This window comes from Caballeronia sp. dw_276, assembly GCF_018449635.1.
Classification (GTDB): domain Bacteria; phylum Pseudomonadota; class Gammaproteobacteria; order Burkholderiales; family Burkholderiaceae; genus Caballeronia.
Map to the genome: position 1 here is coordinate 30,955 of NZ_JAAVUV010000019.1, position 25,265 is coordinate 56,219.

At 56.9% G+C, this 25,265-nt stretch carries 20 protein-coding genes; 14 read left to right on the forward strand and 6 right to left on the reverse strand.

Annotated features, from left to right (window positions below; all coding sequences use genetic code 11):
* Positions 1-45 precede the first annotated feature (45 nt).
* Both HB633_RS29095 and HB633_RS29100 read right to left on the reverse strand, forming a co-directional pair.
* Positions 46-1,491 carry an MFS transporter gene (locus tag HB633_RS29095; protein ID WP_213781588.1) on the reverse strand — a complete coding sequence of 482 codons (1,446 nt, stop codon included), beginning with the start codon at positions 1,489-1,491 and terminating at the stop codon, positions 46-48.
* 282 nt (positions 1,492-1,773) lie between these two features.
* On the reverse strand, positions 1,774-2,631 hold the full coding sequence (locus HB633_RS29100) for a MurR/RpiR family transcriptional regulator (protein ID WP_213781634.1): 858 nt from the start codon (positions 2,629-2,631) through the stop codon (positions 1,774-1,776).
* Positions 2,632-3,521: 890 nt separating this feature from the next.
* Between HB633_RS29100 and HB633_RS29105 the strand changes: the two genes are divergently transcribed.
* The 7 genes from HB633_RS29105 (at position 3,522) to HB633_RS29135 (ending at position 9,100) form a co-directional block, all read left to right on the forward strand.
* Complete coding sequence (locus tag HB633_RS29105) at positions 3,522-4,844, forward strand: radical SAM protein (protein WP_213781589.1); 1,323 nt, start codon at positions 3,522-3,524, stop codon at positions 4,842-4,844.
* 60 nt (positions 4,845-4,904) lie between these two features.
* Positions 4,905-5,141 carry a hypothetical protein gene (locus HB633_RS29110; protein WP_213781590.1) on the forward strand — a complete coding sequence of 79 codons (237 nt, stop codon included), beginning with the start codon at positions 4,905-4,907 and terminating at the stop codon, positions 5,139-5,141.
* Positions 5,142-5,203: 62 nt separating this feature from the next.
* Positions 5,204-5,920 carry a hypothetical protein gene (locus tag HB633_RS29115; RefSeq protein ID WP_213781591.1) on the forward strand — a complete coding sequence of 239 codons (717 nt, stop codon included), beginning with the start codon at positions 5,204-5,206 and terminating at the stop codon, positions 5,918-5,920.
* A 21-nt stretch (positions 5,921-5,941) separates the two neighbouring features.
* The gene (locus HB633_RS29120; RefSeq protein WP_213781592.1) at positions 5,942-6,301 is read left to right on the forward strand and encodes a hypothetical protein; all 360 of its coding nucleotides are present in this window, start codon (positions 5,942-5,944) and stop codon (positions 6,299-6,301) included.
* A gap of 6 nt (positions 6,302-6,307) precedes the next feature.
* The gene (locus HB633_RS29125; protein ID WP_255581267.1) at positions 6,308-6,772 is read left to right on the forward strand and encodes an SAM-dependent methyltransferase; all 465 of its coding nucleotides are present in this window, start codon (positions 6,308-6,310) and stop codon (positions 6,770-6,772) included.
* A 56-nt stretch (positions 6,773-6,828) separates the two neighbouring features.
* Positions 6,829-8,322, forward strand: a complete 1,494-nt coding sequence (locus HB633_RS29130) for a radical SAM protein (protein WP_213781593.1) — start codon at positions 6,829-6,831, stop codon at positions 8,320-8,322.
* Between the two features lie 25 nt (positions 8,323-8,347).
* On the forward strand, positions 8,348-9,100 hold the full coding sequence (locus tag HB633_RS29135; RefSeq protein ID WP_213781594.1) for a class I SAM-dependent methyltransferase: 753 nt from the start codon (positions 8,348-8,350) through the stop codon (positions 9,098-9,100).
* Between the two features lie 3 nt (positions 9,101-9,103).
* On the opposite strand, the gene HB633_RS29140 is transcribed toward HB633_RS29135, so the two are convergent.
* Entirely contained in the window at positions 9,104-10,288 is a 1,185-nt protein-coding gene (locus tag HB633_RS29140; RefSeq protein WP_213781595.1) for an aminotransferase class I/II-fold pyridoxal phosphate-dependent enzyme, read from the reverse strand.
* A gap of 852 nt (positions 10,289-11,140) precedes the next feature.
* On the opposite strand from HB633_RS29140, the gene HB633_RS29145 reads away from it, so the two are divergent.
* Complete coding sequence (locus tag HB633_RS29145; RefSeq protein ID WP_213781596.1) at positions 11,141-11,452, forward strand: hypothetical protein; 312 nt, start codon at positions 11,141-11,143, stop codon at positions 11,450-11,452.
* Between the two features lie 780 nt (positions 11,453-12,232).
* Positions 12,233-16,378 (forward strand): CheR family methyltransferase, encoded by a 4,146-nt coding sequence (locus tag HB633_RS29150; RefSeq protein WP_213781597.1) that lies wholly within the window; start codon positions 12,233-12,235, stop codon positions 16,376-16,378.
* A 56-nt stretch (positions 16,379-16,434) separates the two neighbouring features.
* On the opposite strand, the gene HB633_RS29155 is transcribed toward HB633_RS29150, so the two are convergent.
* Positions 16,435-17,088 (reverse strand): chemotaxis protein CheB, encoded by a 654-nt coding sequence (locus HB633_RS29155; protein ID WP_213781598.1) that lies wholly within the window; start codon positions 17,086-17,088, stop codon positions 16,435-16,437.
* Between the two features lie 299 nt (positions 17,089-17,387).
* On the opposite strand from HB633_RS29155, the gene HB633_RS29160 reads away from it, so the two are divergent.
* The 5 genes from HB633_RS29160 to HB633_RS31060 all read left to right on the forward strand — a co-directional run bounded on the left by HB633_RS29160 (position 17,388) and on the right by HB633_RS31060 (position 22,794).
* Positions 17,388-18,014, forward strand: coding sequence for a tyrosine-type recombinase/integrase (locus HB633_RS29160; RefSeq protein ID WP_213781599.1), 627 nt, complete (start codon positions 17,388-17,390; stop codon positions 18,012-18,014).
* A 985-nt stretch (positions 18,015-18,999) separates the two neighbouring features.
* Positions 19,000-19,926: an ABC transporter substrate-binding protein gene (locus HB633_RS29165; RefSeq protein WP_213781600.1), complete on the forward strand. Its 927-nt coding sequence runs from the start codon at positions 19,000-19,002 to the stop codon at positions 19,924-19,926.
* A gap of 3 nt (positions 19,927-19,929) precedes the next feature.
* A complete protein-coding gene (locus tag HB633_RS29170; RefSeq protein WP_213781601.1) occupies positions 19,930-20,802 on the forward strand; it encodes an amino acid ABC transporter permease in 873 nt (290 codons plus the stop codon).
* Entirely contained in the window at positions 20,799-21,578 is a 780-nt protein-coding gene (locus tag HB633_RS29175; protein WP_276572791.1) for an amino acid ABC transporter ATP-binding protein, read from the forward strand. Before HB633_RS29170 ends, HB633_RS29175 begins: the two co-directional genes overlap by 4 nt.
* Before the next feature lie 85 nt (positions 21,579-21,663).
* Positions 21,664-22,794, forward strand: coding sequence for a sugar phosphate isomerase/epimerase family protein (locus HB633_RS31060; protein WP_255581268.1), 1,131 nt, complete (start codon positions 21,664-21,666; stop codon positions 22,792-22,794).
* A gap of 512 nt (positions 22,795-23,306) precedes the next feature.
* Here the strand turns inward: HB633_RS31060 and HB633_RS29190 are convergent.
* On the reverse strand, positions 23,307-24,443 hold the full coding sequence (locus tag HB633_RS29190; protein ID WP_346730387.1) for a porin: 1,137 nt from the start codon (positions 24,441-24,443) through the stop codon (positions 23,307-23,309).
* A 169-nt stretch (positions 24,444-24,612) separates the two neighbouring features.
* Positions 24,613-25,263 carry a flavin reductase family protein gene (locus HB633_RS29195; protein ID WP_213781602.1) on the reverse strand — a complete coding sequence of 217 codons (651 nt, stop codon included), beginning with the start codon at positions 25,261-25,263 and terminating at the stop codon, positions 24,613-24,615.
* Positions 25,264-25,265 lie beyond the last annotated feature (2 nt).

Sequence of the window (25,265 nt, forward strand, 5' to 3'; positions counted from 1 at the left end):
CGGATCGGCGGTATGAGTTGAGCGGAGATCAGGTCAGGCGTCCCGTCAGGACAGCGGCGTGGCTGCACTGCCGGCATGAAGGCCTTCATCTACGGTTGTGCTCACGTTCTCGAGCGACTTGCCGAAGGTTTCTGGCCCGAGCAGCGAGCACACGGCGAAGATCGTGTACATCACCGCAATCAGGCCAAACACGCCGACAATGCCGTAGATATCGAATAGCCGACCTGAAACGAGCGGCATGATGGCGCCTGCCAGTGTTCCGGTCGCGAGGATGAAGGCGGTACCAAAAGCCCGGACCCGCGTCGGATAGAGTTCCGGAGCGTAGATCCAGATGGTGGTGTTGAGCAGCAGCACGAAGAACTGGAACGCGGCACCGCACAGCATGATCAAAAAGACCGTGTGAGCAAGGAAGCCAAACGAGAGTGCTGCCACACATGCGAGGATCGAGCCGAAGAAAAGCACGGTCTTGCGCGGGAGCTTGTAGCCAAATATCGAAGCCGTGATCGCTCCGAGCAGACTTCCACCCTGCATGACCATCGTGAACGCCAGGCTCTTTGTGATCGTGTAGCCCTGTGCGACCAATATAGTCGGCATGAGTGTCAGCACCGAGATCTGCGCCCCGTAGGTCATCCACACAGCAAAAGCTGCCACGGTCGTGCGTTTGACAAGAGCGGCGCTGAAAATCTCGGCAAACTGAAACGGGCTTCGAAGCGGCGCGCGCGTCTCGGTCGGTGACACATAGGAATGAATCACATCGGGCGTGCCACTCAGCTTGCCTGCCGCGAGTTTGGTGAGGACCAGATTGGTCTGCGCAACGTCGCCGCGCGAGAGCAGGAAGCGTGGCGTTTCGGGCACGATGCGCCGATAAAAGACACCCAGCAGCGCCGGCAACACCAGGCAGGCAAACAGCCAGCGCCATCTGTCCGGGCCTGAGAAGATGGAAAACACAAGCAGGCCGAACGCAGGTGCAAGGAAATTACCCAGCCCGCCTGCGCCGACATTCAGCAAGCCGACCACCGTGCCTCGCGAGCGTGCGGAGCAGAACTCCGCCAGCATCGTGACTGCAATCGAGATTTCGCCGCCAAGTCCAAAGCCGACGATTGCCCGGCCGATCATCAACACCGTGAAGTTCGGCGCCAGCGCGCAGATGATCGCGCCAAGCGTGAACAGCATCAGGTCGGTCACGAGCATCACGCGACGCCCGTACCGGTCGCCGATCAGTCCCGACAGCAACCGGCCGAGTGCCGCGAGCGAAAACGTCGCTGTGTTGAGCAGGCCGATCTGGGTTGCAGTCAGCCCCCAGCTTTGGCGCAGGATCGGCCCGACAATGCCGATTGAATTCTGTTCGAAGGCATCGAACAGACCGCCGAGGATGATCAACAGCAGGATTGTCCGATGCGCCGGGGTAAAACCGATCGTGTTCAGCGCGTCGTCTAGCTGTGCGGTTTGGGGGGGGCTTTTTGATGCTGGGACAAAGTGCGGGCCGGCCATTGCGTTGCTCCCGGAAGACTGGGCGGGCCACCGTGGATCGCCGTCAGTGGAGACGAATGTAACTTTTCATTTTTCAAAGGAAAAGAAAAATCTTTTTCTTTTTCAAAATGCCTTCCGGCGGTGCCTGCGTTCTGTCTGCTGGTGCTGAATTTCCCGAAAAAGTCGCACAAACAACGGGTTAGTGAAACTACACGCACCTTTTCAGCGCATCGAACACGCTACGCATTTTTGCGAGTCGCCGAGTTTAGAAATGAAAACCGATTTTCATATTTCACTGACTGCTCACCGATGACGTTGGGCCATTTCGTCGATCGCGTCGTGTGCAACCTCGATAGCCGCGAGCCGTTTTCGGCCCGCCAGTCCCTTCAGATGCATCACCTGGGACGCCAGCACGTCGCACAGCGCCATGACCGCCACGTGGTTGTCGAGAGGGCCAGGGCCGGCCGTCTCGCATTGAATCGTCCACGTAGCATCAGGATGGGCCGGCGAGTTGCGGTCGGTTATATAAAGCACTTTCGCACCGGTCCTGCCGCCAAAGGAAATGACGTCGGCGAGTTGACGAACGCGGCGCCGCACGCCAAATGCAACGATAAAATCGTCTGCCTCGATGCCGGCCAGATACTCGCCGATGGTTTCGCCAGCGCCAGGGATCGCAAGCGTGTTTTCTGCTACCTGGATAATCTGCCAGCGAAAGTAAGCGGCAAAAGCGTGGTTGCTTCGATACCCCAAGACCAGTACTCGACGGGCGCCCGCGATGCCTTCAGCAATTTCAGCGACCTGCTCGCCTGAAATCGCAGCGAAAGTCGCGCTCAGATTGGCCTGACTCTGCCGCAGGTGATTGTCCAGCGAGGTAGTTTCAGCGACCGGGTTGGCCGCCGACAAGAAGAGCGGTGAGCCCGCCTCTTTCTCATCACGCACGTGCCGGCGCGCCTCGTCATAGCTCTCATAACCCAGGCGACGGATAAACCGGCTGACCGTTGCATTCGAGACGTCTGCAAGCGCGGCCAGTTCACTGGCCGTGTAACTGGCGAGATCGCCCGGAAAGTCGAGTACGAAATCGGCGAGACGGCGCTCTTTGGCCGGAAGGTCTGCGAGACTACCCCTGACACGCCCAACGAAAGAGAGAGACGTCTCTTGCATGCTTTTGTGGTTCCTCGGTGGCACGGGTGGAGAATGGATATGGGTGAACCGCTCAGCGGGCCCGTAGCGCACCGAGTATAACCATGCCAGAGGACCCTCCACGCAAACTCGGACGAACAACTTTTCGCCCATCCGGAATCTGGGTTTTGTCTCTGCTGAATGCCGTAGAGTGGCCGCTATCGGAAACCGCGACGGTCTGCTTTGGGTCGGGTAGCGCCATTCGCCGTCAGGCAGAGACCGGCCACCTACGGACGTTCGCCCATCCTTTCACACGAGCGTTTGAACGTCGGCTTCGCCCCAGGCTCCGGACACATTGCAGTCGGTCGCGCGACGGCTGCGAGTAAGCCAGTTGCGAACGGTAAGATGATTATCTGATTTCGACGGTTGATTCGCTGTAACAGCGAACGCTACCGCTGCGACGTGATTCACGCCAGCGCGCATCGGCCATCTGCGCGAACGTAGTCGCAGTGGAGAGCGAGGGAAGTTGATGAGATGATGAAGACGATTGTCGTGTATCGGGGCGATGCTATTATCGGCTTTCGAGCGATCGCTTAAAAAAGTTTTCATTCTTTCCTTGAATTTTCGCTTAACGATTTCTACTCTAACCCTTGCAGCTAGTTTGACTGGCCCGACACCAACCCAAATGCACGCTGCCCAACTCCTGCGTGCCCTTACGGCGTGACGCTAGGACAACGCTCATAGTACGGTTCCGCGGCCTCACTGTTAAGACGGCAAGTTGACTAGCTGAAAGTAGCTATGCAGTGACAAACGTGCAGCCAAGGCCCCTGTCGATAGAACAGATGACGAGCTGCCGATTTTTCCGCGCCCTGGTTCAGTCGTTCCTGGTTTCTGGTCGCAGCATTTTGTAGTTCACCTTATGAAGGGAACGCATGATGTCACGCGCTGTACCTTATCAGGAAAACGCCACCGGCCTGGTCGCCCTGCTCCCCGATGGTCGCGTTCGCTTCCTGCACCCCGCCGCAAAACCTGCCATCGATGCATACAACCAGAGGTTGTCCCAGGCTGAAGGGCTCGATCTGGAAGATTTCATAATCGACTCGCCGCTGGTTGACCTAAGGCAATTCCACCTCTCGGCCCCAGCGATCGCCTTCATCGAAACCACAAATCTCTGCAATCTTAGGTGCACGCACTGCTATGCATCATCAGGCGAGCGGCGCGACTCGGAAATGTCGACGAATTGCATCCTGCGGCTCCTGGACGAGTTCGCCGAAATGGGAGTTTTACAGGTTTTCCTCACCGGCGGTGAGCTCTTCGCACACCACGATGCCGTGGACATTATTAGGTACGCCCGCACGAAACCCTTCAGTACCCAGATATTCAGCAACGGCCTCCTGATCACCGAGGAAAAGCTGCGCCGCATCCCGCCCGGTCAGTCGTTTTTCGTCAGCTTTGACACAGCGGTGCCGGAGCGGACGATCCGCGGCCGGATGGACTTCCCCAAGCTGAGAAAATGCTTTGAATTGATCAAGCAACACGGTCACGTCGTGCGGACTGCGGTATCGGTCCATCGCTACAACATCGGCGACGTCGAGGAAATCTTCGGATGGTGCATTGATAACAACTATCCCCGTCCCCAATGGCTCGAAACGCACCCGATCGGTCGGGCTCTACTGCACCCGCACATCCTGCTGACGCCCGACCAAATCGACGAAGTTTTTGCCGTCTATACGCGCTGCATGGACCGCTACCAGCAGAGTATGAACGACGTTGACGAGCGGTCCGATGCGTCACAGTCGCCCGACCGCCCCCGCCCGGCTATCGCCGGAGTTGAAACGATCAAATTTTGCCAGCAACTGGAACGAGCAACCGGGCAGGAAAAATGCGGGCGCTCGGTGGCATACGTGAACAGCAGCGGCGACGTCTACCCTTGCAGCAACTGCATGAGCAACAACGCCTACAAGGCCGGCAATATCGTTGAGCGCTCGTTCAAGGAAGTATGGGAAGAAGGTTTCACCGACTTCCGCAACATTGTCTTCGATGACTTTGACCGCTGCAAAACCTGCGCCGTGCACCAGAACGATATCTGGTGCCAGTTCAAGTGCCCACCCTTGTCGATGAACGTCACTGGCGCTGCCCACGAGTGTGGCGCGACGGAATATTTGAGGATCTTCATGCTCCGGGCGAACGAGTATTGGTCTACAAGGAAAACTCAGGGGTTCAAGCTGCAGCTAATGGCTAGGACTGCTCGTTAATCCGGAGCAGCGTCAATTTGCCGCTGTGCTTTGATTTCTTCAACTTTAACAGGAGAAGCTATGGTAACCAACATCTCGAAGGGAAGCATACCGCTGGAAGGCTTGGAGGTGGCGGCCTCGCCGGGGAACAAGTTCACTCGCATCCACCTCGACCTGGCGAGCGACGGCGTGACCTTGGCCATGGTGGGCGCCGCCTCAGCGCTCAAGCAGCCCGATAGTCGGCACTCGCTCGTGCTCAAGCCGACGGCGGACGGCGTGTCGCTCGCCATGGTAGGGGCCGCTTCGGCCGCGCAGTAAGACGGCAAGGGGCTCTCGTCCAGCACGGGAGCCCCTTCTAGTTCCGAGAACTCGACGTCACCATGACCGAAGAAATCTGCTTCCTTGCCGCGCACAACGATGAGCAGGCGCGGCTGCGTATCTACCGCCCAGCTAACTCGCGCGGATCGGCCTGCGTCCTGATCAACTCGGGACGGGTGGCTCGCTTCGACGAAGACGAGGATGAATCCAAGCTGTACCAGGCGTTGCACTATGCCTTGTGCGAGCGCGGAATCACAACGTTCGAGATTGATTTGCCCGAGCGAGATCGTAGTGAACCCGATTCGACAGAAAAGGCAGTTGAAGACCGCCTATTGCGCCTTCGCTGCCTGCTGGACGAGCCCGCCTTCCTGCCATTCCACTACGATTATTCGGTCGTCGCACTCTCGCTCGGCGGTCAGGTCATGTTGCGGCAATTGGCCGGCCCCGAGGGCCGGCCCGCCCCTGGCACTGTTGTCTTGATCGGCACTGTGGTGGAAGCGCCTGTGATAGTTGTTGACAGCGTGCGCAAGATTCACCTCGTGTACGGAGAAAACGATTGCGTCGGATACCTTGAACCGCAGTCCGAATATGTCCGATTTCAGCGCCCGGTAGTGTACGGGCAGCGGTCACGGGAGAGATTGGTAGTCCGTCGTTCGCAGCATGTGAGCTGTCACATCCTGAAAGGCTGCGGACACACGTTGAGCCGTGTCGACCCGGGGTGCGACGATCCGCTCAATGCGCTCGTATCTTTTCTGCTGCCCGTCGCTGGTTTCGCTTAGTCTGCCTTCATGGTCGCCAGCATGCCAATCATCGACATCTTCTCTCCGCTGAAAGATCCACCGCCGCGACTGCTGCCGTCGCTTGCAATCCAGGTGCGGGAAATCCTCGGGTTACCCGACGATCGCGTCTGGTTGCTGTGGCATCCCATCGCGCAGAGCCACCATTTTCGCCCGAACTGGTCAGGCGATCCGGCCCGCGCCGGTCCGATCGTCAAGGTGCGCTGCAAGTCCGATTACAGCGATATCCAAGTCCGCTCGCTGATTCAGGGTTTGGCGGAAACGATGGCCGGACACCTCGAGGTGCCTGTCGATTCAATTTACATTGTCGTGGACCCGGTCCTTAAAGGCAGACTGTTCGTGCGCGGTACGCTATGGGAGTGAGGACAAATGGAGCCATTGATTCTCATGCCAATCGGGACCGTACACAACGCCATCGCGTCCCCTCAGGACGACCACTGGCGCGGTGTAGTTTCGCAACTGGTGATCGATTCGGAGCAGTACTTACCCGAATCCTTGCAGGGAATTGAAGAATTCTCGCACTTGGAGGTGATCTACGTGATGAACCGGGTAGACCCTTCCAGCCTCCCCGTTGGCGCCCGGCACCCACGCAACCTGACTTTCCTGCCGAAAGTCGGCATCTTTGCACAGCGGCCGAAAGCGCGCCCCAACCGGATCGGGCTGTCGCGCTGCCGGCTTCTTTCCCGCGAGGGAATGATCCTGACCGTAGAAGGACTGGATGCGATCGACGACTCCCCGCTAATTGACATCAAGCCATACTTCGCCGAATTCGGTCCGCGCGGAGAGGTATTGCAGCCGGATTGGACCCATGAAGTCATGCGCAACTACTACTAACCAACGCTGGAAAGGAACCGATGGTCGTTCGCCGATTCCGATGAAAAGGGGCAAAAATGACTTCACCGCGAAAAGCCGTGCTGGACGAACTGCTCGAAGCAAATCCCGAGCTGAACATTCCTGTCAACGACTACAACATCAACGTCACCGCCAACCAAGGAGCGATCATCGATGCCGAGCAGTTGTTTGCGGCATACAGGGTCTTCGATGGTGCAGGCCGCGACGCTCACTTTTACTTTCACCTGCCCTTGTGCGATTACATTTGCCATTTCTGCAATTACGTCAAACGTAAAATACGGGCCAACAACAAGGCGGAAGAGCTCATGCATTGGGCCGACCTACTCATTCGAGAAACTCAGCTCTACCTCGATCAGGTGCCTTGGCTCCGCGATGCGCTGATTCGCTCGTTCTATATCGGCGGGGGCACCGGCGCTCTCTTGCTCAACAACGAACTGGCATTTCGCAGGTTGATTACACATCTCAATGGGAATTTCAATGTCACTGAGGACTGCGAGCGCAGCCTGGAAGGGAACCCGGAAAACTTCACCGAGGAGAGTATCGAGCTTGCGCTCGAGCTCGGCTTCAATCGGTTCAGCGTCGGCGTACAGAGCCTGCAGCAGGAAGTCAACGCCTTTTCCAACCGCGGCCACTCCCCCGAGGAAGCCCTGCGTGCAATCCAAGTGTTGTTGAAGACCGGAAGGCCGTTCAGTGTCGATATGATGTTCGGCTTGCCCTACCAGACCGCAGAAAGCTTTGAGCGGGACATCCGCACGCTTGTGGAGTTCGGGGTCCCTTGTCTTACCCTATACAGGCTCCGCAACGTCGAGCGCGAGAAAATGGGGATTGGTAACGCATCTGTGTGGAACTCGGAAAAACACAAGCATCGCTTAACCGAAAGCGGAATGTTTCCTTCGATTTCCGCGACGTATCAGATGCGCGATGCGGCCACTGGGATACTGCGCGCCAACGGCTACCACCCCAGCCCGTGCGGATGGTGGAATAAGGCTACAACTTACCCCGACGGGAATATTCCGCGTGTCTCGAAGGACAAATGGGAGAAATATAATTCGATGCTTGCCTTCGGCCCGGGCGCATACGGCTGGTTGTCGGGAAACCAACCCTCGTTCCTACAGACACACAACATCACCGACATAAACAAGTACGTTGCGCACATGGAAGGCAATCCCACAGTGCCGCCACTAGCCTACGGGCGCATCCTCGAAGGAAACGTCGCGATCGGCACGCGATTGAGTTTCGCGTTCAAGGCAAACCAGCCGATCATTCTGGATGAATACAGGGAGCTGTTCGGGGTCGACTTGTTGAACGACGAGCCTTACGCCAACGTATTCGCCGAGCTCGTTAAACGGGACCTGATGTCAAGATCGCCGGACGGCAGGTCGTTCGCCCCGACGTGGAAGGGCGAAGAGTTGCACGAAGAGATCATGTATATCTACTTCCACAAATCAATCGGGGGAACTCTCGACCCCGCGTGCAAGCGCCGGACCATTCTGCTGCAACCTGTGCATGCGGATACGGCGATCTCGAAGTAGCTGGCTCGAACGGCAGACACCAGCAATGACAACACCAAGCCAAGATTGGTTTTCGCCGATTGCGCAACAGTATCGACAATTTCGCCCTCATTATCCGGCAGGGTTGTTCGCTTATCTGGCATCCGTCGCGCCGGCGCACGAACGCGCTTGGGATTGCGGCGCGGGAAACGGGCAGGCTGCGGTTGGCCTGGCCGATCACTTTCAGCAAGTGGTCGCCACCGACATCAGCGCCGAGCAGATCAGGTTAGCGTTTGCGAACCCGAAGATCGGCTATCACGTGGGCGCGGCCGAAAGCTGCTTCTTGCCCGCGTCGTCGGTGGACCTTGTCACTGTGGGAGAGGCGCTGCACTGGTTTGATCTGGGCCGGTTTGGGCGAGAGGTGGCGCGCGTGCTGCGGCCGAGTGGCAAGCTGGCGGTCTGGAACTATCGTAGGTGCCGGATAACGCCGGCGCTCGACGGCATCATCGATGCGTTTCACGACGAAGTCCTCGCTGGCCATTGGGCAGCGGCGGCGCTGCACGATGATGTTTTTGCTCACGAACTTCCGCTTGTCGACACAATCACGCCCGATTTCGTCATTGTCGCAGAGTGGCCCCTCGTCAGCTTCATGGGCTATTTAGGTAGCTGGTCCGCTTGTGCTTCTTACCAGAGAAGACACGGTCATTCGCCGCTGGACCTGATCGCGAGCGAGCTACAAAAGCTTTGGCTTACCTCGGGTGACCGGATGCGCATCAGTTGGCAGTTAAATCTCAGAGTAGGCGTCGTGCCTGGCTCGTGAGCGTTACGCGGCGTCCAGAGCAGACAGCAAGTCCTGCTCAATGTCTTCGACGTCCTCCAGCCCGACGGAAATGCGAACCAGGCCTGAGGAGATGCCGAACCGAGCCAGATCCTCGGCGCCATAGGCGGAATGGGTCATACTGACCGGATGTTGAATCAGGGTCTCCGCATCGCCCAAGCTTACGGCAATGCGCGTCAGTCGAACATTATTCATCATTCGCCTGGCACTGACAGCCCCCCCTTTCAACTCCAGCGAGATCAAACCGCCGAACATTGGCAGAGACGACTTAGCAAGCTGGAACTGCGGATGCGACTGCAGGCCCGGGTAAAAGACGCGCGCGACCTTTGGGTGGCGTTCAAGCAGACGTGAGATACGCAAGGCACTGTGCGAATGGCGCTCCATGCGGAGCCCAAGGGTCTTCAGGCCGCGGAGAACCAGGAAAGCCGCAATCGGCGAGATTGTGGCGCCTGTAATAAAGCGTAGTCCATTCATCCGCACCGTTTTGATGATTTCTTCTGCGCCGATCACCGCGCCGGCCACTACGTCGCCGTGCCCGCACAGGTATTTCGTCATGCTGTGCACGACCAAGTCCGCCCCCAGCTCGAGCGGCCTTTGAAGGTAAGGCGTACAAAAGGTATTGTCCACGACCGTCAGCGCACCAGCTTGCCGCGCGATTGCACTCACTGCCGCGATGTCGATCAACTCGAGAGATGGGTTGGCCGGCGTTTCGAAAAAAACGAGCTGTGTCCCGGGGCGGATCGCCGCCTCGGTCTGCGCCGGGTCGCTCAGGTCGGCGAACGTCACATCTACGTTCCACGAAGGTAGCTCATGGCGGAACAGCGTAAAAGTGTTCCCATACAAGCGGCGATGAACCACTACGCGGTCGTTGGGTTTGAGGATCGACCATATCACGCAGCCGATCGCCCCCATGCCTGATGCCGTCGCAAGCGCCGAGGTGCCGCCCTCCAAGTCCGCCAGCCGCGCCTCCAGCAGGGCCTGGGTCGGATTGTGAACGCGACCATACACATACTGCTTTCGATCGCCGGCGAAGGTGGCTGAGGCATCCTCTGCGGAGCCAAAAGTGAATGTCGATGACATATGAATCGGCGGGGTCAATGCGCCGAGCGCTTCATCAGGCTCGTAACCGACGTGGATGGCCCGCGTGTGGAATCCTCGTTTGTTCGGCATTCGATTCCCCTTTCAACTGGTTGCGGCTGGCGCCGCCCAATCCGATACGAGAAGGCGCCGTAGATTCTTCTTGCGCCGTGGTTTCGTTGCGGCGGCAAAGCCTCGATCTGTATCCACGTTTCATCGCCAATGACCGACGCTTCCATCCCTTGGTAGCCGTCGCTCAGATGTCAAAGATTAGCAGCTCGCCGGGCAAGCAACCGGCCCCCTCGACGTTTTTTTACACCGGCATCTAATCGCGAAACCTGTGATGTGTCCGCTCATCTCGGAAATGCCAGCGCCCTACCCATATTGCTGTCGGTAGGCCGTTCCTGACGGAGCCCGATCGCGGTTTTCAGCACATTCGAACGCCACTGACGACCGACGCTTCCCTTGGCGGCCGCGTGCCGTTCGTTACCTGCCACGGTTCTCGGCAACGATAACGGCGGTACGTTCCCCGCGTAGACGCTCCGAAGCGATTCGAATTACGGCTGCGGCAAAGCCGCGATGTTCGGGTATTGATCGCAAAAGGGCTTCAGTGATCACCGGTCACCAAGCCACGGCCGACCGAGCGCTGGTTCCTGCAATCCCCGGATGCGGCAATGGTGGGGAGCTGGCAATGGCCCTTCGCATCAATGGCGGCTCGCCCTCCAGAAGCCATCATTCGCATGATGACCATCGGTAAGTCCGCATTGGGTCGAGGACTGACTATCAGGTTATTTTTAACCGTGGCAGTAAAGTTGCTTCGGAAATGGTTTGCACGATCGGACCGTCACGTCCCCCGCGTGTCGATGCGACTGCGCGCCGACGTGCGGTAGCGCCTTGCGGCACCTACATTGCACACTTCTCACAAACAATCCTGGATGCACAAAGATGAAAGCAACAATTTGGGGCCATTCCCAGTTGCCCGAAGGGCATGAAGAGGTTCATCGATTTGCTTTCGAACTTCACGACGGAAGTGCTGCGCCACCCGTGCGTGAATCTGTTTCCCTGCGCACTGCTCGCGTTGTTGTCGCGCATTTACAGGACGGCAATGCATTGATTCAAATGTTCCGAGCCATCGTCGATAGCCAGTCGGCGGACTATGATCGGTTAGTCGGACAGAGCTTCGAGGATGATTTCATTGAGAACGGTCCGAGCGATCGCGTCGATGACGCGCCGGGATGGCAGAACGCCAATCGCTAAGCGCTGTTGTAGGAGACAAACTCCTTGGGCCGTATGCGGCCATGATAGGACATCGTAGTCTTAGCTAACACCGTCGGCAATGCGGTTTCACCGTCAACAAATCGCGAAGATGGAGTCTTGGGAAGCCATAGGTGTTGTCGCCGGCAGCAAATAAGCGTCCCGGGCTTAATCCATGGAGTTTCCATTGGAGGAGCTGGTCCGAACCGACAATTGACTTGCCCCTTCGCAGTATCCAAAGCAACGGCATCCGGCGCGGATCTTTGAGATCGACTCTGGATCGGGCATCCTTCGTTTTGCTGTAGCAGAAGTTTCAGCAGGGGTTTGGGCTTTTTGTCATCCGTGCGCCCAATGAATGCTGCATCGGCCGGTCTACCGCACTGCTGTCCCTGTCAGCCATTTTCGGCCTTTCGCGGCTCATGCTTAGATCGCAACCAACCGAATTCAGGGGCGCGAAAGTTATCGGCGTTCTCTTTCGCCGCGATGCCCGAATCTCACCCGCGGTTCTGGGCAAGCATGCGCGATGGCAGGTTTCTGGCCCTATAGACCTTTAAGTTCACCAGTTGAATTGCTGTTTGCAGCGGTGGGCGGGCCCGGCATAAAAATTGCGCCATCCTTTCTCGGGACAATAGGGTGTGCCGTGCAATTTTTGGAACCCCGATTGTCGATAGCAGATTACGCGGTGAGGTCAGTAGATACTGTGACGACCTTAAGCTCAACAACAGTTCAATAAAAGCTAGGACGTTCCCGCTAGTCTGCGCGATCTGGAGCGCGCGCTCCCCTATGACAGATCCTCGCCCGACAGAAGGGCTTCCCAACCTACGAAGCGCCGCGCCTGAAAGCGCCTCCACCTTAGGATTTCCGGTGGTCGGAATTGGCGCATCGTCGGGCGGCATACAGGCTTTACTTCGCTTGTTTGAAAATATGCCGTGCGACGTGGGTATGGCGTTCGTAATCGTGCTGCATTTATCCCCGAAGTTCGAGAGCCGCGCTGATGAGATTCTTCAACGCGTAACAAAAATGCGCGTCATGCAGGTCACCGCACCCACGGCAATCGAGAAAAACTGCGTCTACCTGATTTCGCCCGTGAGTAATCTATCAATGATCGACGGCTCGCTTCATGTCACGCACGCAGAGCGCCCGCACGGCCGCCCGGAAGCGATCGACTTGTTTTTTCGCAGTTTGGCGGAAGCTCACGGGATGCGAGCGATTAGCATCGTTCTCTCGGGTACCGGTAGCGACGGAGCAGTTGGGATCAGCCGTATTAAGGAATGCGCGGGCGTGACCATCGCGCAAAGCCCGGAGGACGCCGAATACGACGAGATGCCACGAAGCGCACTGGCGACCGGCATGGTGGATATCGTCTTGCCGGTAGTTGATATGCCGCAAAAGTTGATAGAACTCTGGCGCAACGCCAGTGTCATTGCGATTCCAAAGGCCCGGGATGGACAACCTTCTGGCGTCGCACAAGCGCACAGTGAAGCTGCAGAGAAAGCACTTTCAGGCATTCTCAAAACACTGCAGGCCCGCACCGGACACGATTTTCACCACTACAAGCGCGCTACCATTCTGCGACGTATCGAGCGGCGTTTGCAGGTCAACGCAATCGCTGACCTGCCAACGTATCTGCGTTTTCTCGACACGCAACGCGACGAAAGCACCGCGTTGCTCAAAGATCTTTTGATTGGGGTCACCAATTTCTTTCGGGATCGCGAAGCATTTGAAGCGCTTGAGCGCGAAGTCGTGCCGAAGCTACTAACCAGCCGGTCTGTCGAAGAAAAAGTTCGCGCCTGGGTGGTGGGCTGCTCAACGGGTGAAGAAGTCTATTCCCTGGGCATGATACTTAGCGAAGGCGTTACCGACCCTCAGTTCACGCCAGGCCTACAACTTTTCGCGACCGACATCGATGAAAGAGCGATTCAGTTTGCTCGATCAGCGGCTTACCCGGAGGCGATACTGACAGACGTGCCGCCGACACGACTTCATCGGTTTTTCGCGAAAACGCGCGGGCGGTATGTGATCGCCAAGGCGTTGCGAGATAAAGTGCTTTTTGCATCCCACAATATTTTGCGCGATCCGCCGTTCTCGCAGCTTGATCTGATCTCGTGCCGAAACCTTCTGATCTATCTCGATCGAACTGTGCAGCGCCAAATTTTGCAGACGTTTCACTTTTCCCTACGACCTGGCGGCTACCTGTTCTTGGGCAGCGCGGAGTCGGCTGAGATTGCCGATGACTTGTTTGCATCCGTGGACAAGAAAAACCGCATCTACCGAGCGAGGGTACTCACAACAAGGCAGTCGATGCGGGCCTTGCCTCCCGTCGTCACGCAGTTTGGTTCGACTGCTCAATTAAGCGTCGGACCGCCTACCCCCATGCGTACGCGGTCACCGACAACAGGGCTTCATCAACGCGTGCTGGAACATCACGCCCCGCCATATGTAATCGTCGATCGGGATGCGCAGATCGTTCACATGTCCGATCAGGCGGGTCGTTTCCTCAGATATGTTGGCGGTGAACCGACGCAACACCTACTTACGCTAATCAACCCGGATTTACGCGTCGAGTTGCGTGCCGCAATGTTTCAAGCGCTTCGACAGGGGCAGAACGTTGACGTCCGACACGTACGTTTTTCTCGCGGCGAAACCCATTCCTATGTCGACATTGCAGTGCGCCCCTACCAAAACAATGCTGACGACATGGATGTTGTGCTCATTACACTCACCGAATCGCAACAGCCGGCTGCGCTCGCTTCGGCCGATGGCGGCGTAGATTCGCTTGATCCTCTGGTTACGCGACTAGAGGGTGAGTTACACCTGACCAAGGAACAACTCCAGGCCAGCATCGAACAGTCGAGTATGTCGAACGAGGAGCTTAAAGCGTCCAATGAAGAGTTGCAGGCGATCGTCGAGGAGATGCGCTCGGCCAGCGAAGAACTTGAGACCGGCAAGGAAGAGCTTCAGTCCGTCAACGAGGAGCTCACGACAGTCAACGGTGAGTTGTTGTCAAAAGTGGAAGAGACGACCAAGGCGAACGACGATCTCGAAAATCTGCTTGCGGGCACTGGGATCGCGACCATATTTCTCGATCGCGACATGCGCATCAAGCGCTACTCGCCATCCGTCGTTTCGCTGTTCAATATCATCGATTCAGACATCGGGCGGCCGCTTTCAGACCTGACTCACCACCTCAAATATCCGCAACTCACCGCTGACGCGACAAGCTCCTTCGAGGACCTGAAACTCATTGAGCGGGAGGTGCAAACAAATGAGGGCCGTTGGCTATTGGCTCGACTGTTGCCATACAGGACCGCTGACGACCGCATTGATGGCGCAGTGCTGACTCTCATCGATATTACCGCCCTTCGGCAGGCCCAAAACGAGGCACGCGCAAGCGAGGACCGCTTGAAGTTGGCGGCCCAAGCCACTAACGATTACGCGATTATTGTCCAAGACCCGGAAGGGGTGATCGTTACGTGGAACCAAGGTGCCGAGCGTGTTTTTGGGTACTCGGCGAGTGAGGCCGTCGGTCAGCCGATCGATCTCATTTTTATTCCGGACGAGCGGGCTGCGGGCATTCCACTGATGGAGCGGCAGCAGGCCACTGCTGCGGGGCGAGCGGACGATGATCGCTGGCACATGCGTAAGGACGGCATGCAAATTTATTGCAGGGGCGTGGTCACGCCAATTGATACCGACAGCTTTAAAGGCTACGCGAAGATCGCGCGTGACGATACCGACAAAAAGGGAGCAGAGAATCAGCAGCAGTTGCAACTGACGCTGGAGCGCGCGATTCGTACACAGGCGGAAGAGTCCAACCGGCTTAAAGATGAGTTCTTTGCGGTGTTATCGCACGAACTCAAGAATCCTCTCAACCTAATTCACGTCAAAGCTGAACTCTTGACACGGCTGCCCATAGCGAAGGAGATCGTTCCGGTACAGGAAGCGGCCGAGGCGATTCAGCGATCTGTAATTTCGCAGGCGAAAATTATTGATGATCTACTTGATCTTTCGCGCGTGCGTACGGGCAAGCTAGCCCTGCAGTTCGAACCGGTTGATCTCGCAGCCGTACTTCGCGCGGTGGTCGATGCAAGTCTCGAAGATGCGACGTCAAACGGTATTAGTCTGTCGGTATCTGGCATCGACGCCTCGCTGGTTGTTCAGGCTGATGCAGTGCGTTTTGAACAGATGCTGTGGAACGTAGTGCGTAACGCGCTGAAATTTACGCCACGCGGCGGGCGCGTGGATGTCTCGCTTTCACGCGAAGATGGGTTTGCCTGCGTCGAAGTCGCTGACACCGGTCGCGGCATCGCTCCGGAATTTCTGCCAAAGGTATTCGATATGTTCAGCCAGGCCGAAGGCGGGGGACGACGTGACCGGGGCGGACTTGGGATTGGACTGTCCCTGGTCAAGCAATTGGCGGAAATGCACGGTGGCCGTATCGAGGCCGAATCGGCTGGACTCGGGCTGGGCGCGCAATTTCGGCTGTGGCTACCCGAGCATTTTTACTCGTTTTACGAAAGACGCTCCAGTGAACCGATCGATCCACGCATATTGAACGGACTGCGGATACTCCTCGTTGATGATGCGTTGGATGGGCTGGAAGCATTTCAGACACTTCTCGAGCTTGAGGGCGCGCAGGTTCATGCGGTCGACAGTGCCGAGTTGGCCTTGGCGGCCGCCTCAACAAGTGATTTCGATCTTGTCCTATCTGACATTGGGATGCCGACCATGAACGGATACGAACTGATTGCGGAGTTGCGCAAAGCTCCTCGCACGGCGCGGTTGCCAGCTGTTGCGCTCACTGGTTTCGGGCGCGAGCAGGACATTGCTCGTGCCATGGACGCGGGGTTTAACGCACACATTGGCAAGCCGGTGACACTAAACGCTTTGCTGGACGCGATCGGGCGGAGTCTGCCGCGAAATACATGACATTTGTCGGTCTTTGCCGTCAGCGTCAGCTAGCGTTCCAAGGCGACGCTTCACGGTCACATCACTTTCGCATTGATTTCCCGGGCGATCCCGTTGGCCGATACATCTGCAATTTGTGGCCTGGACCCGATACGCGCGATGGCGTGCTCGAGCGCTGCGGCGATCGCTAAGCCGTTTCCAATGAAGTCGATCGAGCCATCAAAGTCGATGGCATTTTGCTGCATTCCAATTGGTTTGTGGGCAGGATCGAGCACCATCGTCAGACCCCCGACTGCATGAATGGCGGCCAACCCGCGCGACCCGTCATCGAGTGCTCCAGAAAGAACAATCCCGACGGACCGCCTTCCGGCATGAAGAGCAATCGATTCGAACAGCGTGTCCACTGTTCGATTCCTCAGGCGATTGTCAATACCCTCAACGAGCAACGCTCGACCGTCGGCGGACAGTGTAAGTGCCTGATCCGGCTCCCCGATGTAACACACATCCTGCAAAAGTAACTGCCCATTAACTGCCACGATCACTGGCAGCGCTGCACCGCGACTCAGGATCTCCTGCAAATGGCTAACTGCATCACTAGAGCGATGCAGGACGACCATGACGATCGCCTGGAGGTTATCGGGCCACGCGCCGAGAAGGTCGACGATGTCGTTCAGCCCCTCCGAACCGGAGGCGCCTATTGCAACGACATATGGCAGGTTATTTGTTTCCATCTGCCTATCATAGGGCAGTCTCGCCCTCAACAGGCGCACTCATGCCCCTTGGATAACGGGCGTTAGGGGGCTTCGGATCGTGACACTCGCTGAGGCTTCGCGATGCTTGAGGTCGCTCGGCCATACCCCAGTTGAATAGCGTCGGATGATCTCCGTGGTGTCAGTGCGCTCCTCGCGCGAGCGCGCGCTGCGGACCGAATGGCTGCTCCGTGGAAAATCGGCCGTCGCTTATGGGTCGGGTCTCGCCCTAAGACAGTCGGCGCACACTAACTCTCCCTTCACCTGAAAGGAGAGTCGTCATGGAAGCAAATGCCAGCAACGCCCCGACGCGCGTCCCGTGGAATAAGGACAAGCTTACTGGGCAGAAGGCGCCGCTGAAGCTGAAGGAAATTTGGGCCATTCGGATTCGGCTGCAACTGGGAGCGAAGACCCGTGATCTTGCGATGTTCAATCTCGCAATCGACAGCAAGTTGCGGGCATGCGATCTGACCAAGTTGCGCGTGCGTGATGTCTGCTTGGGCAACCGGGTGGCGCCACGGGCTACAGTCATGCAGCAAAAAACTCAGCGACCGGTGCAATTTGAAATCACCGAGCAGACCCGCGACAGCGTGGAAAGTTGGATCAAAACGGCAGCCCTGTGCCCATCCGATTTTCTGTTTCCGGGCCGCATCCATGCTTCGCCGCATCTTTCGACTCGTCAGTACGCGCGCATCGTCCATCGATGGATCAAATCGATCGGGCTTGACGACACGGCCTACGGGACGCACACGATGCGTCGCACAAAAGCGTCGTTGATTTACCGACGTACGAAAAATCTGAGGGCCGTTCAGCTGCTGCTTGGTCATACGAAGCTGGAAAGTACCGTCCGATATCTCGGCATCGAGGTTGACGACGCGCTCGAGATGGCCGAGCAGACCGACGTTTAACGACGGGAGGCCGGTCGGCAATTGGACGCTGACCGGCCATTTCCGGACCTTGAACCTGCGTTTGATGCAGACATCCGAGCGTCCCCTATACAGCGAATTGCTGACCGTGGCACTCTTGACAGTTTTTCGAAGGGCTTGCTGCGTCGGTGCTCACGCTTTAACCCCAACCACTCCCTCGCTTTATCGCAATATATTCATCCAACGTTGAGGCGAACTCGCCCGTCTGGCGACTTCTGCAAGCCAGGTCAGTCGAATCACCTTACTGCTGGCATCGCTAACCCAAACCTTATTTGGGGCGACGCGATTGGACCGCACTTGAAGTCGCTTCGGTTGCGAACAGGTCGCCAAGCCCATCCAGGCAGTGAGATATCCCGCAAGCGGCAAACAAGGTGTCGTCTCAAGCTTGGTGATTAACCCTGGCTCCGTCACGGCGAGTAACCGATCCCTTCGCCAAGGAAGCTCAAGCAACGAGTTGCGCAGTGGCCTAAGGTTCGACCGCGACGAGGCATGTGCAATATCGGTTGCGGTCAATCTGTTGCTCACACGTTAGCTGGTCGCTGGTCTACCAATTCCTCTGGGCCAACAGGATGTGACGAGCGCCAATTAGGAGCGGGACCCGAACATCCTGCATCTCCCGTAAAGACGGCCTACCAAGCACTGCCTGCTATTCGGCAGGCGTTCTGATCGTCCGATTTGAATTGGTGAGATTGCAACTGTAACGGGCCGCGCCAAAGAAGTGCAAATCACCCGCAATTGCACCAATTTGCTCGGAATAGCACCACATGCGGATATTTTCGTCGTTACTTTCGAATATTTATACGAAACTTTATGCGAAACATAGCGATTTAGATCGGCGCTTAATTTTTATAGCTATAAAAATCAGATGCCTACGTTAATATTCACCCCCGCATGGCATACCTCTTGCACTGCTCTCGCGAAATCAATTCGATGGCAACTGGAAGAGGAAATTTCGATGAGCTGTCCAATGGCAACGGCGAGAGCACTCGTCGTGGGTGCGTTTTTCTCCCTCGCGGCGCTGGCCGGTTCGACATCCGTTTCTGCAAATGAAACGGGACCCGCCACATCTGAAATCGACATCACAAAACTTCCGGGTGTTGTCCCCACACCCGGGCTGGCGAACGCGCTACCGGCGGCGATCAAGGCTTCAGGAGTCTTGCGAGTAGCGACTGATCTCACACCGCCCATCAGTTTCCATTCCGAAGAAGGCAAACTGATCGGCATTGATGCGGATATAGCTGCTGCACTAGGCATCATCCTTCAAGTCAATGTGCAGATGACGGATGTCGGCGCAGGCGCTGCCATCGTGCCTTCCATTCTTTCCCGTCGCTTTGACATGACGCTCTCTGGTATTAACGACGATCCGGAGTTGGAAAAGCATCTCGACGTGGTCGACTATATGTACGACGCGACGACCATCATGACGATTAGCGGCAATCCACTCGGTATCACGAGTATGGACAACCTCTGCGGGAAAGTGGTCGCTGTCCCCGTCGGGACATTCCAGGAGCGGCTGGTCGAAGGGGCGTCGAAACGATGCTCCACCCCGATCAGCATCATGGCAATTCCCAAAATGCCGGATGTCCTTCAGGCGGTACGCACCGGCCGCGCGAATGCGACTGTCAATGGTTATGCGACGAGCGTCTACACGACGCAGCACCAGACGGGTAATGGCAAAGGACTTCAGGCGCTACCGGACGTTCGCCTCGCCGTCGGCTATCTCGGCATCCTGATTGCCAAAGACAATACGCAGCTCCGCGACACAGTCATCGCTGCCTTACAACAGATGCTGAAAAGCGGGGCGTACGATGCCATATTAAGGAAATGGGGCCTTGCACCGCTTGCAGTGAACACCGTCAAACTGAATGGCGCGCAGAACATTTCGGTGAACTGAGCCATGTCACGAGCCATTTTTCAAACCGCCGGCGCAACATCGACGCCAATCATCGCCAAGCCGATCCAATGGGGACAAACAGCCATTGGCGCCGCGGCAATTCTCATTCTCTTTTCCGTTGCTCTGGTTGTGGGCAGAAGTCAGAGCATTCAGTGGCCACAAATCGGCCGCTATCTCTTCCACCCAACCATTCTCCGTGGCGTCCTGTTGACGCTCGAATTGACTGCCGCTGCGATGCTATTCGGAATCGCCGTCGGATGTGCCGTTGCAATCATGGCGATCAGCAGGAACCTCGTTCTCAAAGTTCTGTCGGCCGCTTTCGTCTGGTTATTCCGTGGCGTGCCTCTCATCGTCCAGATCTTTTTCTGGTTCAACATTGCGCTTTTCATTCCGCAGTTGAGGTTTGGCACCGCCACGATCTCCATCAACGAAATCATCACGCCTTCACTAGCTGGTTTTCTGGCGCTTGCGCTTCATGAAGCGGCGAATATGGCGGAGATCATTCGGGGCGGACTGCTCTCAGTCGATCAAGGTCAACAAGACGCTGGCCGCTCACTCGGATTCACAGGAAGTCAAACGCTACGCGTAATCGTATTGCCCCAGGCCGCCCGGGTCATTATTCCGCCGACTGGAAATCAGGCCATCGGCATGCTGAAAGCAAGCGCGATCGTCTCGGTGATAGGCATGGAGGATCTGCTGACGCAGGCACAGCACATCTACGCACAAAATTTCCTCGTCATCGAATTGCTGATCGTTGCCTCGATCTGGTATCTCGCCGTCACGACACTGGCATCCCTTGGTCAATACTTCATTGAGCGGCGCCTCGTACGGCATGCCCGCTCCTCCAACAAATCTGTCGAGCGGAGTGGAGAATGAGCGTGTCTCGGGACAATATCCCTATGCTGGTCGCGCAATCGGTGACAAAAAGCTTTGGGAAGACCTCCGTTCTGCGAGGGATCGATCTGACTGTTCCACAGGGGAAAGTGTTTTGCCTAATCGGAACGTCGGGCTCGGGCAAGTCGACCTTCTTAAGGTGCATCAATCACCTGGAAACCATCGATGGTGGCCGGCTACTGGTCGATAATCACTACGTCGGTTACGCTGAACGGAACAGCAAGCTGTACGCGTTGAAGCCAAAAGCGCTCGCCGCCCAGCGCGAGCATATCGGCATGGTCTTCCAGCGCTTCAACCTTTTTCCGCACCTTAGCGTGCTAAAGAACATCACGGCCGCGCCTCTACTGCATCGACGATGCAGCAAATCCGAGGCCAATGAACTCGCCTATTCACTACTCGAGACAGTGGGCTTGCGACACAAGGCCAATGCATTTCCATCGGAATTATCAGGTGGCCAGCAACAGCGGGTCGCTATTGCACGCACCCTCGCGATGCAACCGAAGCTTCTACTGTTTGACGAGCCCACCTCGGCTCTGGATCCCGAGCTGACCGGCGAGGTCTTGTCAGTCATGCACGACCTGGCATCGGAGGGGCGCACGATGATCATCGTGACCCATGAAATTGCCTTTGCCCGCGATGTCGCGGACACGCTTGTTTTCATGGACAACGGGAAGGTGGTCGAAACCGGGCCACCGGACCAGCTTTTGACTTCTCCGGTCCATGAGCGGACCGAGACTTTCCTTGCCAAGTATCGCTAGCCTCTGCGGTAGCCCTAAAACGGCGCCCGTGGAATCACCATTGTCAGAGCGCGACCGAAGCGCTTTGATCAGAACAGGATCCTTTATGAAACTCGGAATCGACGGATTGAAACTCCCTGAAGCCAAAAAGCGCGGCCCGTTGGGAAGCCTTGATCATGTCAAGGAGCTTAACCTGAGCGGCATATTTTTCAGCACGATTCTCGATATGAGCCCAAACCTCGACCTTGGCCTGCTGAGAGACATCCGGTTGAAGGCGGATGCACTCGATCTTTATCTTGAAGCTGGCATCGGCAAGATCAATCCCTATTGCAGTGCCGAGGCGCCGGAACTGCGAAGCATCGGCGATGGCGACATCATCGCGGGATGCATCCGGATGATCGAGGCAAGCGCCGCAATTGGCTGCTTTGAACTGTGGATCTCGCCGGGCAACTTCAAGCCTGCCTATCGAGGCCGGCTGGCGGTTGACCGCTTTCGTACGGACGTCACCTGGGAAGACCAGTTAATTGCAATCGAAAAGGTCTTGCACAAGCTGGCCCCCGCCGCTCGCGCACACGGTACGCATCTGAACATCGAGACTCATGACGAAATTACGTCTTTCGAAATTGTCCGGCTGATCGAGAAAGTTGGCGCGGATTGCATTGGCGTCGTGTTCGATACCGCAAACGTGCTGCAACGTGGAGAGCACCCGGTCTTTGCTGCCCGACGCCTGGCACCCTATGTTCGTCAGACTCATATTAAGGATGCCTACGTAGCTCGCGCGCCGGGCGGCCTCGACTTTCAGACCCGTCGCTGCGGCGAAGGGATCGTTGACTTCGAGACGATCATTCCGATCCTTGCCGCCGCGAACCCTGCATTGAATCTGTCGCTCGAAGTCGCCCAGTCGACGCATGATAACCGGCGCCAGCCCCACCCGCGCCAGTGCATTCAGATCGACGATCCAGTCTGGCGCGCCGGACACCCGGATCTGACGGCCACTGAACTGGACGCCTATTTTGCGATGATCGACGCCTATGAAGCGCGCGTCGCGACTGGAAGCATCCGGGATTGGGAAGAATATGAACGGAGCCAGTATGGGTATCCTACATACGAGCAGCAGTCTTTCGGATATCCGGAGGCAGTGTCGTTTATCAAGGACTCTGCTCGCCACGTCGAGAGCATTTGCAAGGCACGGGGGATTGCGCTCGTACCGTCTGCTGTAGAGGCCAGGTTTGCCTAGCGAGCCCGGGCACAAGCGACGCTTCTGAGCCGCAGCGCAGTAGATTTGACCGGGCGGGTCTTTTGCGGGAGATCGGTACGAGGATCGAGGCAGTCAGGCAGATCACTGGGAACGTTGCTCGGTGACCTGTCTGGCTGCTTCGGCGTTTATCAGGAGGCCGTTAGTGAAGGTAGCAGGCCGATACCTGACAAGTTCACACATTATCGCTAACCCTTGCGCATTGCACGGTCTGTGCATCCACGACTATTCGGGGTACACAATCGAGGTTTCAATGCAACGCTTCTCGCCGTTTCTGGCCACTATAAGGTGTCGCGTCGAGCGGTCGAATTGAACTTTACGCCTCGGGCGCATTTGCTCATCGCTCTTGGAAGGTCGACATTGCACGATTCCCTGTCCATTGCGCAACAACGTCAACCTTCACCCACGTGGCGAATTACCCCCTGCAGAGATCATTAGCGCTTCTCCCGCGACCTCTACATCGGAGAAGCGCTCATCACCTCCGGACCAGCGTATCAGAAGTGGTGCCGCATTCCGACGATCGCCACAATCTGCGAGCTTGCGCCGGAGTTCACTGCGTACGAGCCAACTACGGCCTGCGCTTGCCCCAGGCCATTCTGCCCACTTGCGTGCTGATAGCCGCTGGTTGCGTAGACGTCCGTGCGTTTGCTCAACAGATAGTCGATGCCGACATTGACCTGCGAGTACTTTGCTGACGAGTCGCCACTCGATTTCGTATAGTTGTATCCAACGATGGTGTAAAAGTCAGGCTTTACCTGCCATGATGCAAATACCGAACCATTAGCATATTTCTCAGTATCCGAGAACGTCGACGATGCGTCCGGTACATACTGCGAGTAGCTGAATGCGGCACCCAACGTCAACGAACCAAACAGATAATTGCCGGCTACGCGAGCAATGTTGATCGATCTCGCGGACTCGTAGGCCGAATTGACCGCGCTGTTGAAGACTGAATCCGCCGTGGTCGTACCCCGCTCGGAGTACACCGCGTTTCCGTTGTCCACGTGCATGAATCCGGTCGCAAGATTCAAATGCTCATTGGAATATCTGGCTGCTGCAGCGTAACTTTGTCCTGAACCAGTTGCTCCAGCGACGCCGCCCAGACAGTACATCAACTGCATCGTTACGCCGCCCCAGTTTGGACTTGCCCACTCCACTGCATTGTCAAAATTCATGCTGCCGTCGTAGTTGTCGACATCGCCCGGTGTTGCAAACGTACCAAAGTATGAATCGGCCGTAACGTTCGACACGAGCATCGACAGCGGGTCATTCTGTCGCCCAAGCATCACCGCGCCCAACGTCGGCGACGTCAGACCGACGTATGCTTTCGCTCCAAACATGCGACCGTTGTTTCCCAGTGTGCCGTTGTTCGGGTTGTCGTTGCTCTCAAGCTTAAAGATCGCGGCGACGCTGCCCGCGAGATCCTCCCTGCCAGTCATTCCCCATGAGTTCCCAGACATGCCTCCTGGATTCATTTTCCATTGCGAGCTTTGTCCGCCGCTGTTATGAATGTAAGCGATGCCGTCGTCCAGGGTTCCGTAAAGGGTAACGGAACTCTGGGCATGAGCGGACGCAGCAAACGCGAACGAGATTGACGCAATTGAGGTCATTCTGGTGATCTTCATGGTCATGGCGTAAATATGGATACCTAAGTAAAAGTTGGACTAATTTCCAAAAAACAATGGCTATCGGTTAATGCCCCAAAAACCTGTTGATCTTCCATAAGACAAACATCGAACCTTCCCGCTCCGATGGTTCAATGTTCCTTCTCATGGCCGGCCAGTGGCCGGCCAACGCGCGTTACTTCCGGCTCCGGAAAAACTCATCCGGAGTCAATGTTCTGACCTCGAACTGATCCTGCGTGCGGGTGTAGCTGCGCCCGCCTAATCGTCCGACGGCGTCCATCCTTTGCTGATCGATGTGGAGAGTCTCCGGGTCGATCGTATCGCTGCGCACGAATGCCCCCACCACCTCACCGAGGATGATTTCCCGTGCCGAGCTAACCTGGAGCGTCATGTATCGGCGGCACTCCAGAGCCGCCGGTGCGGCCACGATCCGTGGGCTACGTACCATCATTCCCGGCACAGTCGCGAGGCGAGCTTCAGCTAGCTCGTCGATGTCGGACCCGAACTTGATCGCGCATATCTCCATCTGATCGGTGAGCGCCGTGTCGCAGATATGCACCGTGAACTCGCCCGTTTCGCGAATGTTGCGAGCGGTGTCCTTGAAACTCATGTCGTCATGGTTTTCGACGCCGATAGCAACAATCGCGGGATCGTGGGTCAGAACGTTGAAGAAACTGAACGGCCCGGCGTTGGGACGCCCGTCACGGCTGAGCGTGGTAACCAACGCGACCGGTCTCGGGATCACGGTTCCGATCAGCAACTTGTAACGCTCACGCGCGGTTAGCTTCGAGCAGTCGAAATACGTATGTCCGGACTTTTCCCGCATGC